Source organism: Jeotgalicoccus saudimassiliensis (assembly GCF_000756715.1).
In the GTDB taxonomy this organism is placed as follows: Bacteria; Bacillota; Bacilli; order Staphylococcales; family Salinicoccaceae; genus Jeotgalicoccus; species Jeotgalicoccus saudimassiliensis.
This window is the reverse complement of the sequence record NZ_CCSE01000001.1, coordinates 1,903,789-1,920,048: the sequence shown is the minus strand read 5'-3', so window position 1 is coordinate 1,920,048 and position 16,260 is coordinate 1,903,789. Positions and strand designations below refer to the sequence as shown.

The 16,260-nt window shown below is 44.7% G+C and carries 15 protein-coding genes; 3 read left to right on the top strand and 12 right to left on the bottom strand.

All coding sequences use genetic code 11. The annotated features are described in order from the left end of the window. Nucleotides 1-89: 89 nt before the first annotated feature. The 6 genes from copZ to RZ44_RS09495 form a co-directional block, all read right to left on the bottom strand. Nucleotides 90-296, bottom strand: coding sequence for a copper chaperone CopZ (gene copZ / locus RZ44_RS09520; RefSeq protein ID WP_035810762.1), 207 nt, complete (start codon nucleotides 294-296; stop codon nucleotides 90-92). Nucleotides 297-341: 45 nt separating this feature from the next. Then, nucleotides 342-2,726 (bottom strand): heavy metal translocating P-type ATPase, encoded by a 2,385-nt coding sequence (locus tag RZ44_RS09515; protein WP_035810759.1) that lies wholly within the window; start codon nucleotides 2,724-2,726, stop codon nucleotides 342-344. Nucleotides 2,727-2,747: 21 nt separating this feature from the next. Next, nucleotides 2,748-3,047 carry a metal-sensing transcriptional repressor gene (locus RZ44_RS09510; RefSeq protein ID WP_407927285.1) on the bottom strand — a complete coding sequence of 100 codons (300 nt, stop codon included), beginning with the start codon at nucleotides 3,045-3,047 and terminating at the stop codon, nucleotides 2,748-2,750. Between the two features lie 110 nt (nucleotides 3,048-3,157). Further along, nucleotides 3,158-4,327: a M20 metallopeptidase family protein gene (locus RZ44_RS09505; RefSeq protein ID WP_035810753.1), complete on the bottom strand. Its 1,170-nt coding sequence runs from the start codon at nucleotides 4,325-4,327 to the stop codon at nucleotides 3,158-3,160. 87 nt (nucleotides 4,328-4,414) lie between these two features. Beyond that, nucleotides 4,415-5,941: an AbgT family transporter gene (locus RZ44_RS09500; RefSeq protein WP_035810750.1), complete on the bottom strand. Its 1,527-nt coding sequence runs from the start codon at nucleotides 5,939-5,941 to the stop codon at nucleotides 4,415-4,417. A gap of 142 nt (nucleotides 5,942-6,083) precedes the next feature. Beyond that, nucleotides 6,084-7,190 (bottom strand): NADH-dependent flavin oxidoreductase, encoded by a 1,107-nt coding sequence (locus RZ44_RS09495; protein WP_035811743.1) that lies wholly within the window; start codon nucleotides 7,188-7,190, stop codon nucleotides 6,084-6,086. A 216-nt stretch (nucleotides 7,191-7,406) separates the two neighbouring features. Between RZ44_RS09495 and RZ44_RS09490 the strand changes: the two genes are divergently transcribed. Together RZ44_RS09490 and RZ44_RS09485 are read left to right on the top strand one after the other, a co-directional pair. After that, complete coding sequence (locus RZ44_RS09490) at nucleotides 7,407-8,486, top strand: branched-chain amino acid aminotransferase (protein WP_035810748.1); 1,080 nt, start codon at nucleotides 7,407-7,409, stop codon at nucleotides 8,484-8,486. Nucleotides 8,487-8,640: 154 nt separating this feature from the next. After that, a complete protein-coding gene (locus RZ44_RS09485) occupies nucleotides 8,641-9,405 on the top strand; it encodes an SDR family NAD(P)-dependent oxidoreductase (RefSeq protein ID WP_035810746.1) in 765 nt (254 codons plus the stop codon). Between the two features lie 102 nt (nucleotides 9,406-9,507). Here the strand turns inward: RZ44_RS09485 and pdxR are convergent, their stop codons facing one another. Continuing rightward, complete coding sequence (pdxR, locus tag RZ44_RS09480) at nucleotides 9,508-10,842, bottom strand: MocR-like pyridoxine biosynthesis transcription factor PdxR (RefSeq protein ID WP_035810744.1); 1,335 nt, start codon at nucleotides 10,840-10,842, stop codon at nucleotides 9,508-9,510. 94 nt (nucleotides 10,843-10,936) lie between these two features. Here pdxR and pdxS point away from each other — a divergent pair, with 94 nt between their 5' ends. After that, nucleotides 10,937-11,791 (top strand): pyridoxal 5'-phosphate synthase lyase subunit PdxS, encoded by an 855-nt coding sequence (gene pdxS / locus RZ44_RS09475; RefSeq protein ID WP_141639016.1) that lies wholly within the window; start codon nucleotides 10,937-10,939, stop codon nucleotides 11,789-11,791. A gap of 460 nt (nucleotides 11,792-12,251) precedes the next feature. Here the strand turns inward: pdxS and RZ44_RS09470 are convergent, their stop codons facing one another. The 5 genes from RZ44_RS09470 to RZ44_RS09450 are packed head-to-tail and all read right to left on the bottom strand — an operon-like array spanning nucleotide 12,252 to nucleotide 16,144. Continuing rightward, on the bottom strand, nucleotides 12,252-12,992 hold the full coding sequence (locus RZ44_RS09470) for a 2-keto-4-pentenoate hydratase (protein ID WP_035810742.1): 741 nt from the start codon (nucleotides 12,990-12,992) through the stop codon (nucleotides 12,252-12,254). A 55-nt stretch (nucleotides 12,993-13,047) separates the two neighbouring features. Next, nucleotides 13,048-13,383 carry a cupin domain-containing protein gene (locus tag RZ44_RS09465; protein WP_035810739.1) on the bottom strand — a complete coding sequence of 112 codons (336 nt, stop codon included), beginning with the start codon at nucleotides 13,381-13,383 and terminating at the stop codon, nucleotides 13,048-13,050. Between the two features lie 13 nt (nucleotides 13,384-13,396). Further along, a complete protein-coding gene (locus RZ44_RS09460) occupies nucleotides 13,397-14,680 on the bottom strand; it encodes a TRAP transporter large permease (RefSeq protein ID WP_035810737.1) in 1,284 nt (427 codons plus the stop codon). After that, nucleotides 14,680-15,141, bottom strand: coding sequence for a TRAP transporter small permease (locus tag RZ44_RS09455; protein WP_035810735.1), 462 nt, complete (start codon nucleotides 15,139-15,141; stop codon nucleotides 14,680-14,682). The genes RZ44_RS09460 and RZ44_RS09455 overlap by 1 nt, the downstream gene beginning before the upstream one ends. A gap of 1 nt (nucleotide 15,142) precedes the next feature. Continuing rightward, nucleotides 15,143-16,144: a DctP family TRAP transporter solute-binding subunit gene (locus RZ44_RS09450; RefSeq protein WP_035810733.1), complete on the bottom strand. Its 1,002-nt coding sequence runs from the start codon at nucleotides 16,142-16,144 to the stop codon at nucleotides 15,143-15,145. Nucleotides 16,145-16,260: the final 116 nt, after the last annotated feature.

The window sequence follows — 16,260 nt, the reverse complement described above, 5'->3', positions numbered from 1 at the left end:
GGATTAAATTTACATTCTCAATACGTTAACAGCAAAACCGTGCCTGACTGTAAAAGTCAGGCACGGTTTTCATTATTATTTAATACTGCTTATTTCACATCGTAACCCTGATCTTCAATCGCCGTCGTCATTTTGCCGCGGTCGATAATCGTGTCGTTGTATTCCACAGTGACATTGTTATCTTCCAGGCTGACCGATGCTGTTGAAACTCCGTCAAGATTGTTCAGTGCGCCTTCTACTGACGACTTGCAGTGTCCGCAAGTCATACCTTCTACTTCGATTACTGTTTTTGCCATAATATCAATCCCCTTGTCTTTTAAATATTTTATACCCTTATATACCTATATTTTAACACGTTTTAAACGTAATGCGTTTGCTACTACACTCACAGAACTGAATGCCATCGCCGCCCCGGCTACCCACGGCGCTAAAAATCCAAGTGCCGCAATCGGAATACCGAGCGTATTGTAGGCAAATGCCCAGAACAGGTTCTGTTTAATATTTTTAATCGTCTTGTGACTCAGGTTAATTGCTCTTGGAATCAGCGTTAAATCTTCACCTAAGATAGTCAGGTCAGCCGCTTCAATTGCGACCTCTGTTCCTGTACCCATCGCAATACCCACATCAGCAAGTGCAAGTGCCGGCGCGTCGTTGACTCCGTCCCCGACCATCGCTGTGACTTTTCCGCTCTGTTGAATTTTACGGATTTCCTCCGCTTTTTGCTCCGGCAGTACTTCAGCGATCACTGCATCAATGCCGACTTCACGACCGATGGCTTCTGCTGTTCTCTTGTTATCACCGGTCAGCATAATCACTTCAATGCCTGCCTGATGCATTTCTTCAACTGCCTGTTTTGCCGTCGCTTTCACAGTATCGAGCACTGCTACAGTTCCTCTCAGCTGACCGTCGACTGCAACAATCATTGCTGTTTTCCCGTCGTATTCAAACTGCTGCATATCCTCTTCGATTGAGTTAACATCTATATTTTCTTCCCTCATCAGTTTTCTTGTACCGACCAGCACTTCACGGCCGTCAATCAATGCACGGATACCATGACCCGGTATCGCTGAAAACTCTGCGGCATCCGACAGTCTGATATTTTTATCATGCGCGTATGACGTAATCGCTGCTGCCAGCGGATGTTCCGAACCTTTTTCAGCACTGGCAAGAAGCTGCAGCGCTTCATCATCACCTGTAAAGTCCGTTACTTCAGGTGTACCGTTCGTAATCGTGCCCGTTTTATCGAGTACAACGACATCGACCTGATGTGTTTTCTCAAGGTGTTCCCCGCCTTTGTACAGAATACCGTTTTCAGCACCTTTACCTGTACCGACCATAATCGATGTCGGTGTCGCAAGGCCAAGTGCACACGGACATGCAATAACAAGCACCGAAATTGCCGCCACCAGTGCCGGTTCAAGGTTGCCCGGTGATGCAAAGAAATACCACACGATAAACGTCACAATTGCAATTATGATAACAATCGGCACGAAGTAGCCTGATATAACATCAGCCATACGCTGGATGGGCGCTTTGTTGCCCTGGGCTTCTTCCACCACTTTAATAATGCCTGCAAGCGCCGTATCTTTTCCTGTCCGCGTTACTCTGACATTTACCGTACCGTTCTGGTTCATCGTCGCACCGATAACAGAGTCGCCTGCTTCTTTTTCAACAGGAATCGACTCACCCGTCAGCATCGATTCATCGACCGATGTACGGCCGCTTGTCAGCTCTCCGTCGAGCGGGAATTTCTCCCCGGGTTTAACGATTAATACATCGTTCACTTTAACAGCTTCAACCGGAATCATCTGTTCAGTCCCGTCCCGGACAACACGTGCTTCTTTTGCCTGCATATCAAGCAGTTTTGAAATCGCTCCGGTCGTCTGTGATTTCGCTCTCGTCTCCAGATATTTACCGAATAAAATCAGTGTAATAATAATCGCACTCGCTTCAAAGTACAGATGAGGATGTGCCACTGCATCCGTTATCCATAAATAAGTCTGGTATAAACTGAAGCCGTATGCTGCGGTCGTACCCATCACAACGAGCACATCCATGTTCGCAGTAAAGTTCTTCAGGTTTTTATATGCACCGACGTAAAACTGCCAGCCCAGTATAAACTGCACCGGTGTCGCAAAGACCAGCTGGAACCACGGATTCATGAAAATTTCCGGCAGGCTCATGCCAAAAAGATGGTCGAGCATCGTAACGAGCAGCGGCAGTGATAAGATCGCTGCAATAATGACTTTCCACTTCATCTTCTTAAGTTCTGAATCTTTCCGTGATATTTTATCTTCGGAAGACTGTTTCGGTGCCGCACCGTAGCCGAGGCTGTCAATCCGGTCAATAATATCGCGTTCTTCAATAACGTCCGGGTTATATTCAACCATCGCATTTTCCGTCGTCAGGTTTACCGTTGCCGATTTTATACCGTCAGTCTTATTCAGCACTTTTTCGATTCTGTTTGAACATGCCGCACATGTCATACCGGTAATGTCCAAATCACTTTTTTCATAGACGACACCGTAGCCGATACTTTCGATACGGTTCGTAATATCTTCGAGTGATGTTTTGTCCTGTTCGTAATTCACACTCGCTTTTTCAGTCGTCAAGTTAACGTTCGCTTCAACACCGTCCAGTCTGTTCAGCACCTTTTCGATTCTGTTTGAACACGCTGCACACGTCATGCCGCTTATATTTAAATTAACATGTTCTTTTTTCTCCATGAATACTCCTCCCTTCCCGCGTTATTTTGAAAACTGTTTAAGTACAGCCATTAATTCTTCTATTGACTCTTCACCTTCACCTGAATTAATCGCATCGGTTACACAGTGCTTCATATGACGTTCTGTAATCGTCAGACCTGTATTTTTTAACGCACTCTGAACTGCGCTCAGCTGGACAAGTATATCCACACAGTAGCGGTCTTCTTCCACCATCGTCTGAATTCCCCTGATCTGGCCTTCCACACGCTTCAACCGGTTCAGTACTCTCTGCTTCTCTTCATCCGGACGCGGTCTCGACATATGTTTTACTTCTTCCATCATTTACACCCGCTCTCATTCATATGTTTTCTTACCCTTATTTTATACCCCCACAGGGTATATGTCAAATAAATAAAATCCGGCTCGGTTAAAGAGCCGGATGACAATTTATATTACTGGCCGAGACCGAGCGCCACGTTAACATGTGCGCGGACACCGTCGATAAATGCTTCTTCATCGATCGCAAATTTTGGATGGTGATGCGGATATACGTAATCTTTCGCTTCATTATATGTTCCAAGAAGAATGTATACCCCCGGCAGGTTTTCGGTAAATGCACCGAAGTCTTCGCCGCCCATCATCATTTCTGATTCGATGACTCTGTCTTCACCAAATACATCGTTTAACGTCTGCTTAACACGCGCTGTTTCAACCTCATCATTCATGACCGCTGAATAACCGTATTCGTAATTCAGATCATACGTCGCTCCGTAAATTTCACAGTTTGCTTTAATGACCGCTTCAATTTTTTCACGTGCAAGTTCTCTGATTTCAGCACTTGCCGAACGGACGCTCGCACTCAGGTGAGCAGTGTGCGGTATAACATTTTTAGCGCCTGTACCTGCATTAAAGTTCGTCACGGAAATAACGAGGTTATCCATCGGCCCTGCCAGACGCGATACAATATCCTGCAGCTGAGTGACAATTCTTGAACCGATTAACAGCGGATCCACTGAGTTTTCCGGCTGGGATGCATGACCTCCCTGCCCGTTGATCGTCACTTCAAACTGATCCGAGTTCGCTGTCACTGCACCGGGCTTAATGTGAATTTCACCCAGCGGCTTTGTCGTCATAATATGCTGTGCAAACACTACATCAAGATCATCGAACAATCCTGTGGCTACCATTTCTTTCGCTCCGCCCGGCGGCAGTTCTTCCGCATGCTGGAATATAAGATAAATTTCTCCATGAATTTTATCTTTGTTATCCGCAAGTACTTTTGCAGCACCAAGGAGCATTGAAGCGTGTGAATCATGTCCGCATGCGTGCATTACACCGTCGATTTCAGACACAAATTCAAGATCGTCACGGTCCTCCTGAATCGGCAGCGCATCGATATCACCGCGGAGCCCCACTTTACGTCCCGGATGATCACCTTTAATAATGCCAAGCACACTTGTCGGTGTCGGACGGCTGATTTCAATACCGTTCATTTCTTTTAATGCATTTTCTATATAATCACTCGTCCAGTATTCTTCAAAGGAAAGCTCCGGATGTTTGTGCATCTCGCGTCGCCATTCGATAACCTGAGGTTCAATTTTTTTTATTGCATCATCTAACATAGAACTGTTCATCTCCCTGTAATTATAATCAAAAGACTCCGATATTTATCGCAGTCTTCTGACATTTCAAATATATTATAGCACGTTTTATTCCGGTAAGTAGATTGGACCATTCGGACCGACCGGCAGACCGATGAGGTACCATATAATAATAAATGCCACCCACGAAATCAGCAGTGCGATTGAATATGGCAGCAGGTTTGCAATAACCGTCCCCATTTTAATATCCTTCTGATAACGCTGTGCGTACATAATAATCAGCGGCAGAAACGGCATCATCGGTGCAATCGGGTTTGTTGCGGAGTCTCCGATTCTGTAAAGCATCTGTGTGAACGCCGGGTCATAACCAAGGAACATAAACATCGGAATGAACACCGGTGCAAGAATTGCCCATTTTGCACTTGCAGAGCCAATTAGTAAGTTAATCAGCGCAACTACCAGTATAAAGCCGACAAACAGCGGAATACCGGTCAGGTTAATTGATTCCAGCAGATTCGAACCGGATACTGCAAGAATCGGACCGAGGTTGCTCCAGTCAAAGTACGCGAGCATTTGTGCTGCAAAGAACACAAGAACGATGTACTGTCCCATAGAGCCCATAGACTCCCCGAGCATTTTTCCAAATCCTTTAGTTCCTCCAATATTTTTCATTAAAATCCCAAATACAAGCCCCGGGATAAAGAATAATACTGTAATCAGGAATACTGCTGAATCCATCAGCGGTGATTCCTGAAGGATTGAACCTGTTTCAGCGTTACGGAGTATGCCATTCGGCAGCAGCGTTGCGATTACAATAACTGCCACAAAAATAAGTGCTGACAGATTCGCCCACAACAATGCTGTTTTTTCTTTGTTACCCAGCGGTTCTTCATCAACCGGAGGCCCTTCATATTTACCTAAGCGCGGAATTGAAATTTTCTTTGCCACGAAGTAAATAATACCCATCAGGAATATTGCCGAGACAGCAATGAAGTAATAGTTCATTGCGATATTACCCGAGTAATCCGGGTTAACAAGCTGTGCAGCCGGTTCAGTAAATGCGACTGCCAGTGCATCTGTCATACCTAAAATAAAGTTCGCGGCGAATGCACCATTCGTTGCTGCGTAAGCCATAAATATACCGCCGATTGGGTTTAAGCCGAGACGGATAAAAATCATTGCTGCGATAGGCGGAAGTATTACCGGACCTGCGTCACCTGCAACGTTACTAATAATACCGACAAAAATTACCATCGGAAGAATTAAAAATCCGGGTGTAATTTCAAGAGAGCGTTTCATCAGTGCTTCAAAATATCCCGTTTTCTCTGCGAGACCGATACCAATCATTACAACCAGTACCATCGCAAGCGGCGGGAACGCACCGAAGTTGCTTATCGCTTCAGTAAGTATTCTCGCTATGCCTTCACCGGTTAATAAGTTCACGGCTTCAATCGTTTCCCCGTCAGCCGGATTTTTTACCGAGACACCGAGCATTCCTGTAATCCATGAAGCTGCAAGTATTAACCCTGCGATTATCATAAATAACACTATCGGGTCCGGCAGTTTATTACCGATCCTTTCAATTACATCTAAAAAGGCCTGTCCTGCTCCTTTTTTCTTCTTTGTGTTCTCCAAAAGACGACATCCCCTTTTAATTGAATTTATGCGTAAGCCTGTTCCCATTGACTTATAAAAAGATTTTACTACAACCGCAGTAAAATAAAAACAAACCTTTGTATAAAATATACAAAGGTTTGTAAATATTCTCAAAATTACATTACTTCTTCTCTTTTAAAAATCCAAGGATGTTCCAGAGCGGTGCCGGTATTGTCAGCTTCGCATCGTCGCCATCTGCAAGGAGCGATTTCGGCAGTTCATTATTTTTCAGGCAGTCAACAAAGTCCGGATTCATTAAGTGCGCTTTACCGATACTCATTAAATCAAAGCCGGAAGTAATTGCTTCTTCGGCATCCTCCTTCGATTTAATTCCCCCTGCACCCATAATCGGAATTTCTTTCAGTTTGTCACCTGCATTCTTAAGATACTTATCCAGAAGCAGCTCTTCATCTGTCGTATCGATAATTGACGTACGCTGCCAGTCGTTAACGCTGAAATGGAAATAATCAATAGAGTATTCGGCAAGGTGATTCAACAGATACATCGTGTCATCGAAGTTAATTCCCGGTTCTTCAAGCTCTTCGGGCGAGAAACGGTATCCGATAATAAAATCGGGTTTCCCCATCTCTTCTGCCGTCTGACGGACTTTCTCCGTGACGCGTCTCGGGAAGCGAAGTCTGTTTTCCCTTGATCCGCCCCACTCGTCATCCCGTCTGTTTGAATGCGGCGAGTAAAACTGCTGCAGCAGGTAAGTATTCGCACCGTGCAGTTCAACACCGTCAAATCCAGCTTTAATGGCACGCGCTGCTGCATCGGCGAACAGCTGTATCATTTCCTCGATTTCTTCAATTTCAAGTGTTCTCGGTTCGACAGCATTGTCTCTCAGTGCTGCGATGCTGCTCGCAGAAATCGGCTGACGTCCCCTGTTCAGCTCAGGCGTCCCCATGCGTCCTGCATGGTAAAGCTGAATAAGCGCTTTAGATCCTTTGTTTTTAATACCTTCTGCAAGTTTTTTCAGCCCTGGAATTTTATCATCCGAATCAGCTCCGAGCGCACCTTCAAAAGCACGTCCGTAATTGTCGATAAAAGTACTTTCTACGATAACTGCAGCCGGTCCGCCGGCACGGCGTGCATAATATTGAACAAGTTCATCAGTCACCGAGCCGTCGTGGAACGAACACTGCGTTGTCATCGGTGCCATCACCAGCCGGTTTTCAAATGTCTTACCGGAGGATAATTGAACTTTATCAAATATATTTTTAGTCATTATAAATTCTCCTATCTTCTGCTGATAAATTAATTTTTACATATATGTCCATTCTACATGTTATATGCATAAAATAACATATTACTTTAGTATGAATTATGATTTTAAAATAAATTCTAAATTGTCAGATAATATATTGCGTTTTAGATTACCAGCTGATACAATAATAACAATTTTCAAATTCCAATAGAGAGATATTATAGGGGGACCCAATATATGACACAGCACCTTCAAATTACCAAAGCACAAACTTTAAAAGAAAAACCTGAAGTGGCGGGTATTCCTTTCGGGAGTTACTTTACAGACCACATGTTTTCAATGGACTACTCGGCTGAACTCGGCTGGCACAATGCAGCAATTGTTCCTTATGCACCATTTGAAATTTCACCGAGTGCACAGGCACTTCACTACGGCCAGACCGTATTTGAAGGAATGAAAGCTTATAATGTCAACGGCGAGGTTATTTTATTCAGACCGGATGAAAACTTTAAACGATTAAATCGTTCTCTCGAACGCATGTCTATGCCGAAAGTTGACGGGGATTTCGCACTCCGTGCGTTAACTGAACTGTTAAAACTGGAACACGACTGGGTTCCTGACGGTGAAGGCCAGGCATTATACGTGCGCCCTATCGTTTTCGCAAATGAAGCATATCTCGGAATCCGACCGGCGAAAAGCTATAAAATGCTGATTGTCCTGTCACCTGTTGCAGGGTATTACGGTGCCCAGCTGAACCCGACGAGCATTTTCGTTGAAGATACGTATGTCCGCGCTGTCCGCGGCGGTGTGGGTGAAGCAAAATTTGCCGGCAACTATGCAGCGAGTCTGACAGCACAGCAAAAAGCCAATGATCTGGGCTACGAACAGGTCCTGTGGCTCGACGGTGTTCATCAGGAATACGTTGAAGAAGTCGGCAGCATGAACATTTTCTTCGTAAGAAACGGTGAACTGGTAACGCCTGAATTAAACGGGTCCATCCTGCCGGGAATTACGAGAAAATCGTTAATCACGCTGGCAAAAGAACTTGGCTATAATGTCGTCGAAGAGCGTATTCATATCGATGACGTTGAAAAAGGCATTAAAGACGGCTCAATTACGGAAGTATTCGGTGCAGGTACAGCGGCGGTAGTATCCCCTGTCGGCATTATGAATATCCACGGCACAGATTACAGAATCAACGGCAACGAAATTGGTGAAGTCACTCAGAAACTGTACGATCAGCTGACAGGCATTCAGACATGCAAACTTGAAGACAAACAGGGCTGGGTGTATCAGGTCACATCGACGGTGAAATAATAAAATCAGTCAGACTCCGGTATAATCCGGAGTCTTTTTCATGACTTGTTTGTGAAATGCTTAACATTTTATCGTTTCTATAACCCGTAACCGGTGAAGTTTTCTGAAAAGACCGATATAATTAAAGTGAAAAATCATTATTAGGAGGAATCAGATGTTAACTTTAGACGGTAAAGTAGCAATCATCACAGGAGCAGCAATGGGTATGGGTAAATCGACAGCAGAACTGTTCGCAGAACTTGGTGCGAAAGTTGTCGTTGCGGACTATAACGAAGAAGAAGGAAACAAAGTTGTCGACAGCATTAAAAAAGACGGCGGCGAAGCAGCATTCGTTAAAGTTGATGTGTCCAACGAAGAACAGGTTAAGCACATGGTCCAGTTCACAGTCGACACATACGGTAAACTCGACGTTGCAGTAAACAACGCAGCAATTACTCCGGACGATAAACCAGTCGCAGAAATGGACATGGAATACTACGATAAATTAATGGCAGTCGATCTTAAAGGTGTTATTTTATGTATGAAATACGAACTGCAGCAGATGGAAAAAGACGGAACAAAAGGCTCAATTATTAATACTTCATCAGTCAGCGGTATTCGCCCGCAGCCTGGTACACCGGCATATATCGCAGCCAAACACGCTGTAATCGGTGTCACGAAGAGTGCGGCAATGGACTATTCACCTAAAGGTATCCGCGTGAATTCAGTCGCACCCGGCGCAATCGATACACCGATGCTCCGCGGCGCATTAGACCAGTTCGGCTTCGATCCGGAAGAATACGCTAAACAGCTAAGCATGCTGAACCGGTTCGCACAGGCAGAAGAAGTGGCACAGGCAAACGCATGGCTTGCATCAGATCTGTCATCATATGTAACAGGTACTGTAATGAACGTCGACGGCGGCTACACTTCAATGTAATCGTCTTATATTAAAAAAGCACGGAAATTATATTTCCGTGCTTTTTTAATTTTAAGTACAGATTCCGGCCCTATAAAGGCCGCTCATACGACAGGCAAGCTTTTAATCTGCTGCATCGACGAGGAAGCTGTCCAGTATCTCCACTATTTCTTCCGTACTCTTCCCGCCTATTCCAACAAGGACGGTATCACAATATTCTTCAGCCGATGAATATGCAGACATACTGATAATCCGATGCTGTTCTGCAGGTTCCCTTAAATCCACCCCCGGTACTCTCAGTACAAAATGCATGCCAGTATGTTCGCCGCTGATTTCAATTTCAGGATACATAAGCTGAATAGCCGAGGTCACCGCCTTCATTTTCCCGCCGTAAAATTTACGGACTCTGTTGACGTGCCTGTTTAAATATCCACCGCTGATAAATCCCGCAACGATATGCTGTATCTGTCTTGAAACGTTGCACGACAGCTTACTTTCATAATATCTTTCCGCGAGTTCTGTCGGCAGTATCATTACCGCCAGCCGGAGCGACGGATAGATCGACTTCGAAAATGTATTCATATAAATTGTCCGGTCATTCTGATCAAGCCCCTGTAATGATGACAGCGGCCGCCCAGTATATCTGAACTCACTGTCATAGTCATCTTCTATTAAATAACTGCCCCGCTCACTCACAGCATTCAGCAGCTGAATGCGTTTATTTAGCGACATGACCGCACCGCCCGGGAACTGATGCGACGGTGTGATGTGCGTCAGTTTATTATTGAGTTCCTTAACAGTATTAATCTCAATACCATCTGCTTCCACCGGTGCTGAATCATAGGGGATTTTCAAACGTTCCAACACGTTTTTCACAACCGGATAACCCGGGTCTTCAAGCGTCACTTTCGGGTAATCCAGGAGATAAAAGACCTGCTCCAGCAAATGTTCCGTGGACGGTCCGATAAAAATCTGCTCCGACTGACACTGTACGCCTCTGTTGACATATAAATATTCACGAATCGTCTCTTTTAATACAGGCTCCCCACTGCTCTGTCCACTGTTCAATAGAGACAAATCAGAAAATACTGCGGTGCTCAGCTGTTTAATAACATCATTCTGCACAATTGACGTATCTACTTTTCCAAGCGGCAGGATGGATTCCTGTCTTTTTGGCATTCTAACTGCCCTGAGCTTTTTATCCTGTGTGTGAAGGGTTTCTGTCGGGACGACATAATGTCCACTCTTCTCTTTCGTATAAATCATATTCTCATCAATCAGCAGATTATATGCCCGCTCTACCGTCGTCATGCTGACAGACAAATCCCCGCTCAGCTGACGTTTACTTGGCAGTTTCACATCCCCCGCCAGATGATTGTTCAATATTTTTTTCTTTATATCCTGATACAGCTGCTCATATAACGGTATCGGGTTTTCTTTATCCAGATTGATAAACATAATCTGACCCCTAATTTTTTATTTATTCTGACACTTATAGAATATCACATTGTATTTTAAACTGATATTAATTTCAAAAGGAAGAGGGATAAACATGGGATTAGCAGAAGAACTTAAAGGCGGCGTCATTATGGACGTTGTCAACGCAGAACAGGCAAAAATCGCGGAAGCAGCCGGTGCAGTCGCAGTTATGGCACTGGAACGCGTACCATCAGACATCAGAGCAGAAGGCGGCGTTGCACGTGCGTGTGATCCAACGATTATAGAAGAGGTCATTAATGCTGTGTCGATACCTGTTATGGCAAAATGCCGCATCGGACATATCGTTGAAGCACGTGTCCTTGAATCGATGGGTATCGATTACATAGATGAGTCCGAAGTGCTGACTCCGGCGGACGAAGAATACCATCTGAAGAAAGATGAATACAAAGCACCATTCGTTTGCGGCTGTAAAGACTTAGGTGAAGCTGCACGACGTATCGGCGAAGGTGCATCAATGCTCCGTACTAAAGGTGAACCGGGAACAGGAAATATCGTCGAAGCCGTACGTCACATCCGTTTGGTTAATCAGCAGGTGAAACAGATTTCAGTAATGAGCGACGATGAATTAATGACAGCCGCAAAAGAACTGGGCGCACCGTACGATGTACTTAAGCAGATTAAAACAGACGGTAAATTACCTGTAACAAACTTCGCAGCCGGCGGTGTCGCAACACCGCAAGATGCAGCGTTAATGATGGAACTCGGCGCAGACGGCGTATTCGTCGGATCAGGGATTTTCAAATCGGAGAACCCTGAAAAATTCGCAAGAGCAATCGTTAAGGCCACTGAAAACTATACAGATTATAAATTAATCGGTGAGCTGTCGAAAGAACTCGGCAGCGCGATGAGAGGCCTCGACGTTCACAGTATGTCACTCGAAGAACGCATGGCGGAACGCGGCTGGTAATTAGTATGGCTTGAGTAATAGGTATAGGGGCCTGTGGTTCATAACGGGAATCCGCCGTTGTCATCCGGGAGACGTTGATTCACAACGGGAGTCCGCCGTTGTCATCCGGAGACAGTCGGTTCACAACGGGAAACTGTCGTTGTCATCCGGGGCTGGTCGGTTCACAACGGGAAACTGTCGTTGTCATCCGGGAGCTGGTCGGTTCACAACGGGAAACTGCCGTTGTCATCCGGCGCCAGTCGATTCACAACGGGAATCCGCCGTTGTCATCCGGAGACAGTCGGTTCACAACGGGAATCCGCCGTTGTCATCCGGAGACAGTCGGTTCACAACAGGAATCCGCCGTTGTCATCCGGTACTCCTCGGTTCACAACGGGACTCACACTTCCAAACAAATCCCCGGCCCGACCCAAACACAATATAATACACAACACAAAAATAAGCCTTTCAAATGAGAGGCTTATTTCGTTATTTCTATTTCTACAGTTCCGAGGCCTTCAAATACTCCATTGTATTTACCCGGCTCCAGTTTTACAGGCAAAATGAAGGTCCCCGATGACACGAACTGGCCGGCTTCAAGCTGTTTGCCCTGACTGTCCAGTTTACCGATCAGCCATTTCACTGCATTAACGGGATGACCCATCACTTCTGAAGACCGGCCCTGTTTAATCGTTTCATCATTAAACAGCAATTCGCCTGAGATATTATCCAATTCATCATAGCTTACAGTCTTCGCATCTCCGATAACTATTGCTCCGGCCACTGCACAGTCTGCTACGACTTCATATTTCGAAATATTTGGGAACCAGTCTGTGTATCTCCCATCCGGCAGTTCAAGTGCCGGTGCCACAGTACATTTTGATAAAATGCTTTCGGCATCATCATCCGTGCTCAATGTTTCATTTACATAAAATACAAGTTCAAGTTCCGCGAGCGGAATATTATAATCAGCCAGACTCATTTCAGTAATAACCTGTGCTGCAGTAAACGGTCCGTAAACCGGTTCATGGCTGTCAAAAAGCGCTTGTGTCTCTGCACTCGTCATACTGATTTTATATCCTTTCGCAGTCTCATCCTGCATATTTAAAATCTCAGTTTGAACATGGTACGCCGCTTCAACAGAATCCGTTTCAATATCCTGTCCCGGCTTTAAATTAACCCCTTTTAATCTTGCATCGTATAATTTCTGTGCATCGTTCATGCTACCCCTCCTGAATATTACAATACAATAAATATATCATAATATTCACGCAATTCTAAAATATAATTGCAACTATTTTGAGAGGTTTATCTTCTGTATTCACTAAACCGTGTGACTGGCCTTTCGTAATAACACAGCAGTCGCCTTTTGATACAGGTTTAAACGTACCATCCGAATCCTGAAATTCACCCTTACCTTCTATTATATGATAAATTTCGCCCTCATCGATATGCTGGTGATAGCCGATTGATGCGTGAGGCTCAAGTTCAATTTCCAGTACTTTGCGGATTCCTTCAAAGTCATCTTCTTTAATATAAGACGTCGAAAAAATACTTCCTTTACCATCAAATCTGTTCTTTAACTCGATAGTTTCTTCCGGATTGATAATCATTTAATCTGCCCCTTTATTTAAGTAAGTTTGGTAGGAACGTCGAGATGGACGGCACGAATATAATCAGCACCACCATAATCGCTACAATTAGCAGCACGTGTAAAATGTACGGAAGTGTTTCTTCAATGCCCATCTTTCTATCGGTTACAGATGCCCCGGCAATTAATGAGAGTCCGACCGGCGGCGTAATGTTCGCCAGTGCAAAGTTCATAATCATCACCATGCCGAAGTGAATCGGATCAATACCGAACTCCATCGCGATCGGCATAAAGATTGGTGTTAACAGGACAATCAGTGACGTTACTTCTGTCAGCATTCCTAATATTAACAATATCAGAGATACAACGAGAAGGAAGACAAGCGGTGAATCAGCGAAGTTCAGAAAGAAGCCTGACACAGCATCCGGTATATGATTAATTGTCAGTACATATGTAAAGACATTCGCCATGGATATAATAATTAAAATAGTCGCTGATGTAATTGCTGAACCCGCCATAATTTCCTTTATCTTAGTCCAGTTCAGTTCTTTATAGAACAGCGATAAAATAAAGCCGTAAACCACTGCGATAACAGCAGCTTCGGTCGCTGTCGCATATCCTGAGAAGATACTGCCTAAAATAAATACCGGCGTCAGGAGCGGGAAGAATGCCTCTCTCGTTACTTTCCATAATTCCTTGCCTGAAATCGATTCTGTCCGTACCTCACCGAATCCTTTTTTCTTACTCATATACCAGACGTAAATACATAAGGCGAGCGTCAGCAGCACACCTGGTATAATTCCGGCGAAGAATAAATCTCCAATTGAAATGTTCGCGGTAATTCCTAAAATAACCATCGTGATACTCGGCGGAATAATCAGCCCGAGCACGCCGGCCGGTCCGATAATACTCGCTATAAATGAGTTCGAGTATTTCTCTTCTTTCAGTCTCGGCACAAGCACCGAACCGACCGCATAAGTTGTCGCGACTGTTGAACCGGAAACCGCTCCGAACAGTGCTGAAGTGACAACCGTCGTAATAGCAGTGCCGCCTGACAGTTTGCCGACGAAGGCATTCGCAAACGCCATTAAACGTTTCGTCAGACCGCCTTTCCCCATAATATCCCCTGCGAGAATAAATAATGGAATCGCTAAATATGAAAAGTTGTTCACTCCGGCAAAGGCGCGCTGAATAATAATTTCAAGCGGCACACCGCCCAGAATAAGCATAATCAGTCCGACAATCCCGATAACAAAGGCGATCGGCATTCCAAGAAACAACAGCACAAAAAATAAAATAAGCATACTGATGGCGAGCATTATACCGCCTCACTTTCATTCTGGGGTTTCCAGGCATTTAATATTAAAAAGTAAAGCGATAAGAGACTGCTGACCGGCACCGCAAGATAAAACACCGTCATCGGCAGCTGCAGTGTGGATGATGTAAAATCCAGTGATTGATACGAGAATATAAATCCGTACACTGTCAGCACCAGGAAAAACAGCCCGAGCAGTATATTCACTGTTAAATAGATATACGGACGGAGTTTATCGCCGGCACGTTTAACAAAAAAGTTAACTGCGAGATGCCCGCGTTCATAAACAGCAACGCTCATTCCGAGGAATGTCATCCAGACTACAAGGAGACGGGACAGCTCTTCTGTTCCCGGCATGGAGTAATCAAAAAATCTCGATACGACCTGAGTCAGCACGATTAAAGTGAGCAGTGCAATGACGACTGCACATGCAATATATAAGGTTTTCACCAATGCTTTTGTCATATTACTGTTCCTCCTCCCATCCGGAATTTCTGCGGTACATATCCATCATTTCTTTACCGAACACGTCTTCTTCCCATTGTGCATAAACCGGCATCATCGCTTCTCTGAATGCTTCCTTATCCACATCATCGTTCACTTTCATACCATTTTCGGCAAGGAATTCTATATGTTCCGATTCAGTATCGTCGTTTGCCATTTGCACTTCTTTGGAAATTTTATCGATTTCGTCTGTAATAATCTGCTGATCTTCGGGACCGATTTTCTCCCAAGTCTCACCGTCGAACACAAGCATCACAGTATTATAAAAATGTCCGGTAAGCGATAAGTAATCCTGCACCTCATTAAAACGCGGGGCAACGATATTCGCGAGCGGGTTTTCCTGCGCATCGAGCGCACCCTGCTGCAAGGCGCCGTATACTTCACTGAACGCCATAACTGTCGGCAATGCACCCACCTGTTCAAACGTATCTACACGGAGTGCCGTTTCAGCGACCCTGATATTCGTTCCTTTTAAATCTTCCGGCTGCACAATCGGTCCTTTGTTATTCGTCACATGGCGGAATCCCCATTCCAAATATCCCGCCGTGTGCATGCCGTACTCCCCTGCAATATCTGCTATGTAATCTCCAAATTCACCATCATATGCATCACGTGCCGCTTCGGCGTCCGGCCACATATAAGGCAGATCCTCAATTGCGAGTCTCATATCCATCGTCTGCATCGAACCGACCATGATTGCAAGCCCGTTCATTGCACCGACATCCAGCTGCTGGAGCATTTCAGTTTCACTGCCGAGCTGCGAGTTAGGATATATTTCAAACCTCACTCTGCCGTCAGTCTGTTTTTCCACCGCTTCGGCCATTTCATTAATCTTGATTGCCTGATTCGTATCCGGCGGCAAAGCATGTCCAAACTGTAATGTCACACTTTCATCTTCATTGCTGCATGCGCTGAGTACCAGTAAAAACGATAAAATGCTGATTAATAACGTATATTTTTTCAAGACGCTGTCAGCTCCCCTTCGTTTTTTTATAATTATAAATTATAATGTAATATTATACAAATATGAATTCGATTTGCAATCTATTGACTGAAAATTCTATAATAAGAAGACTAGCT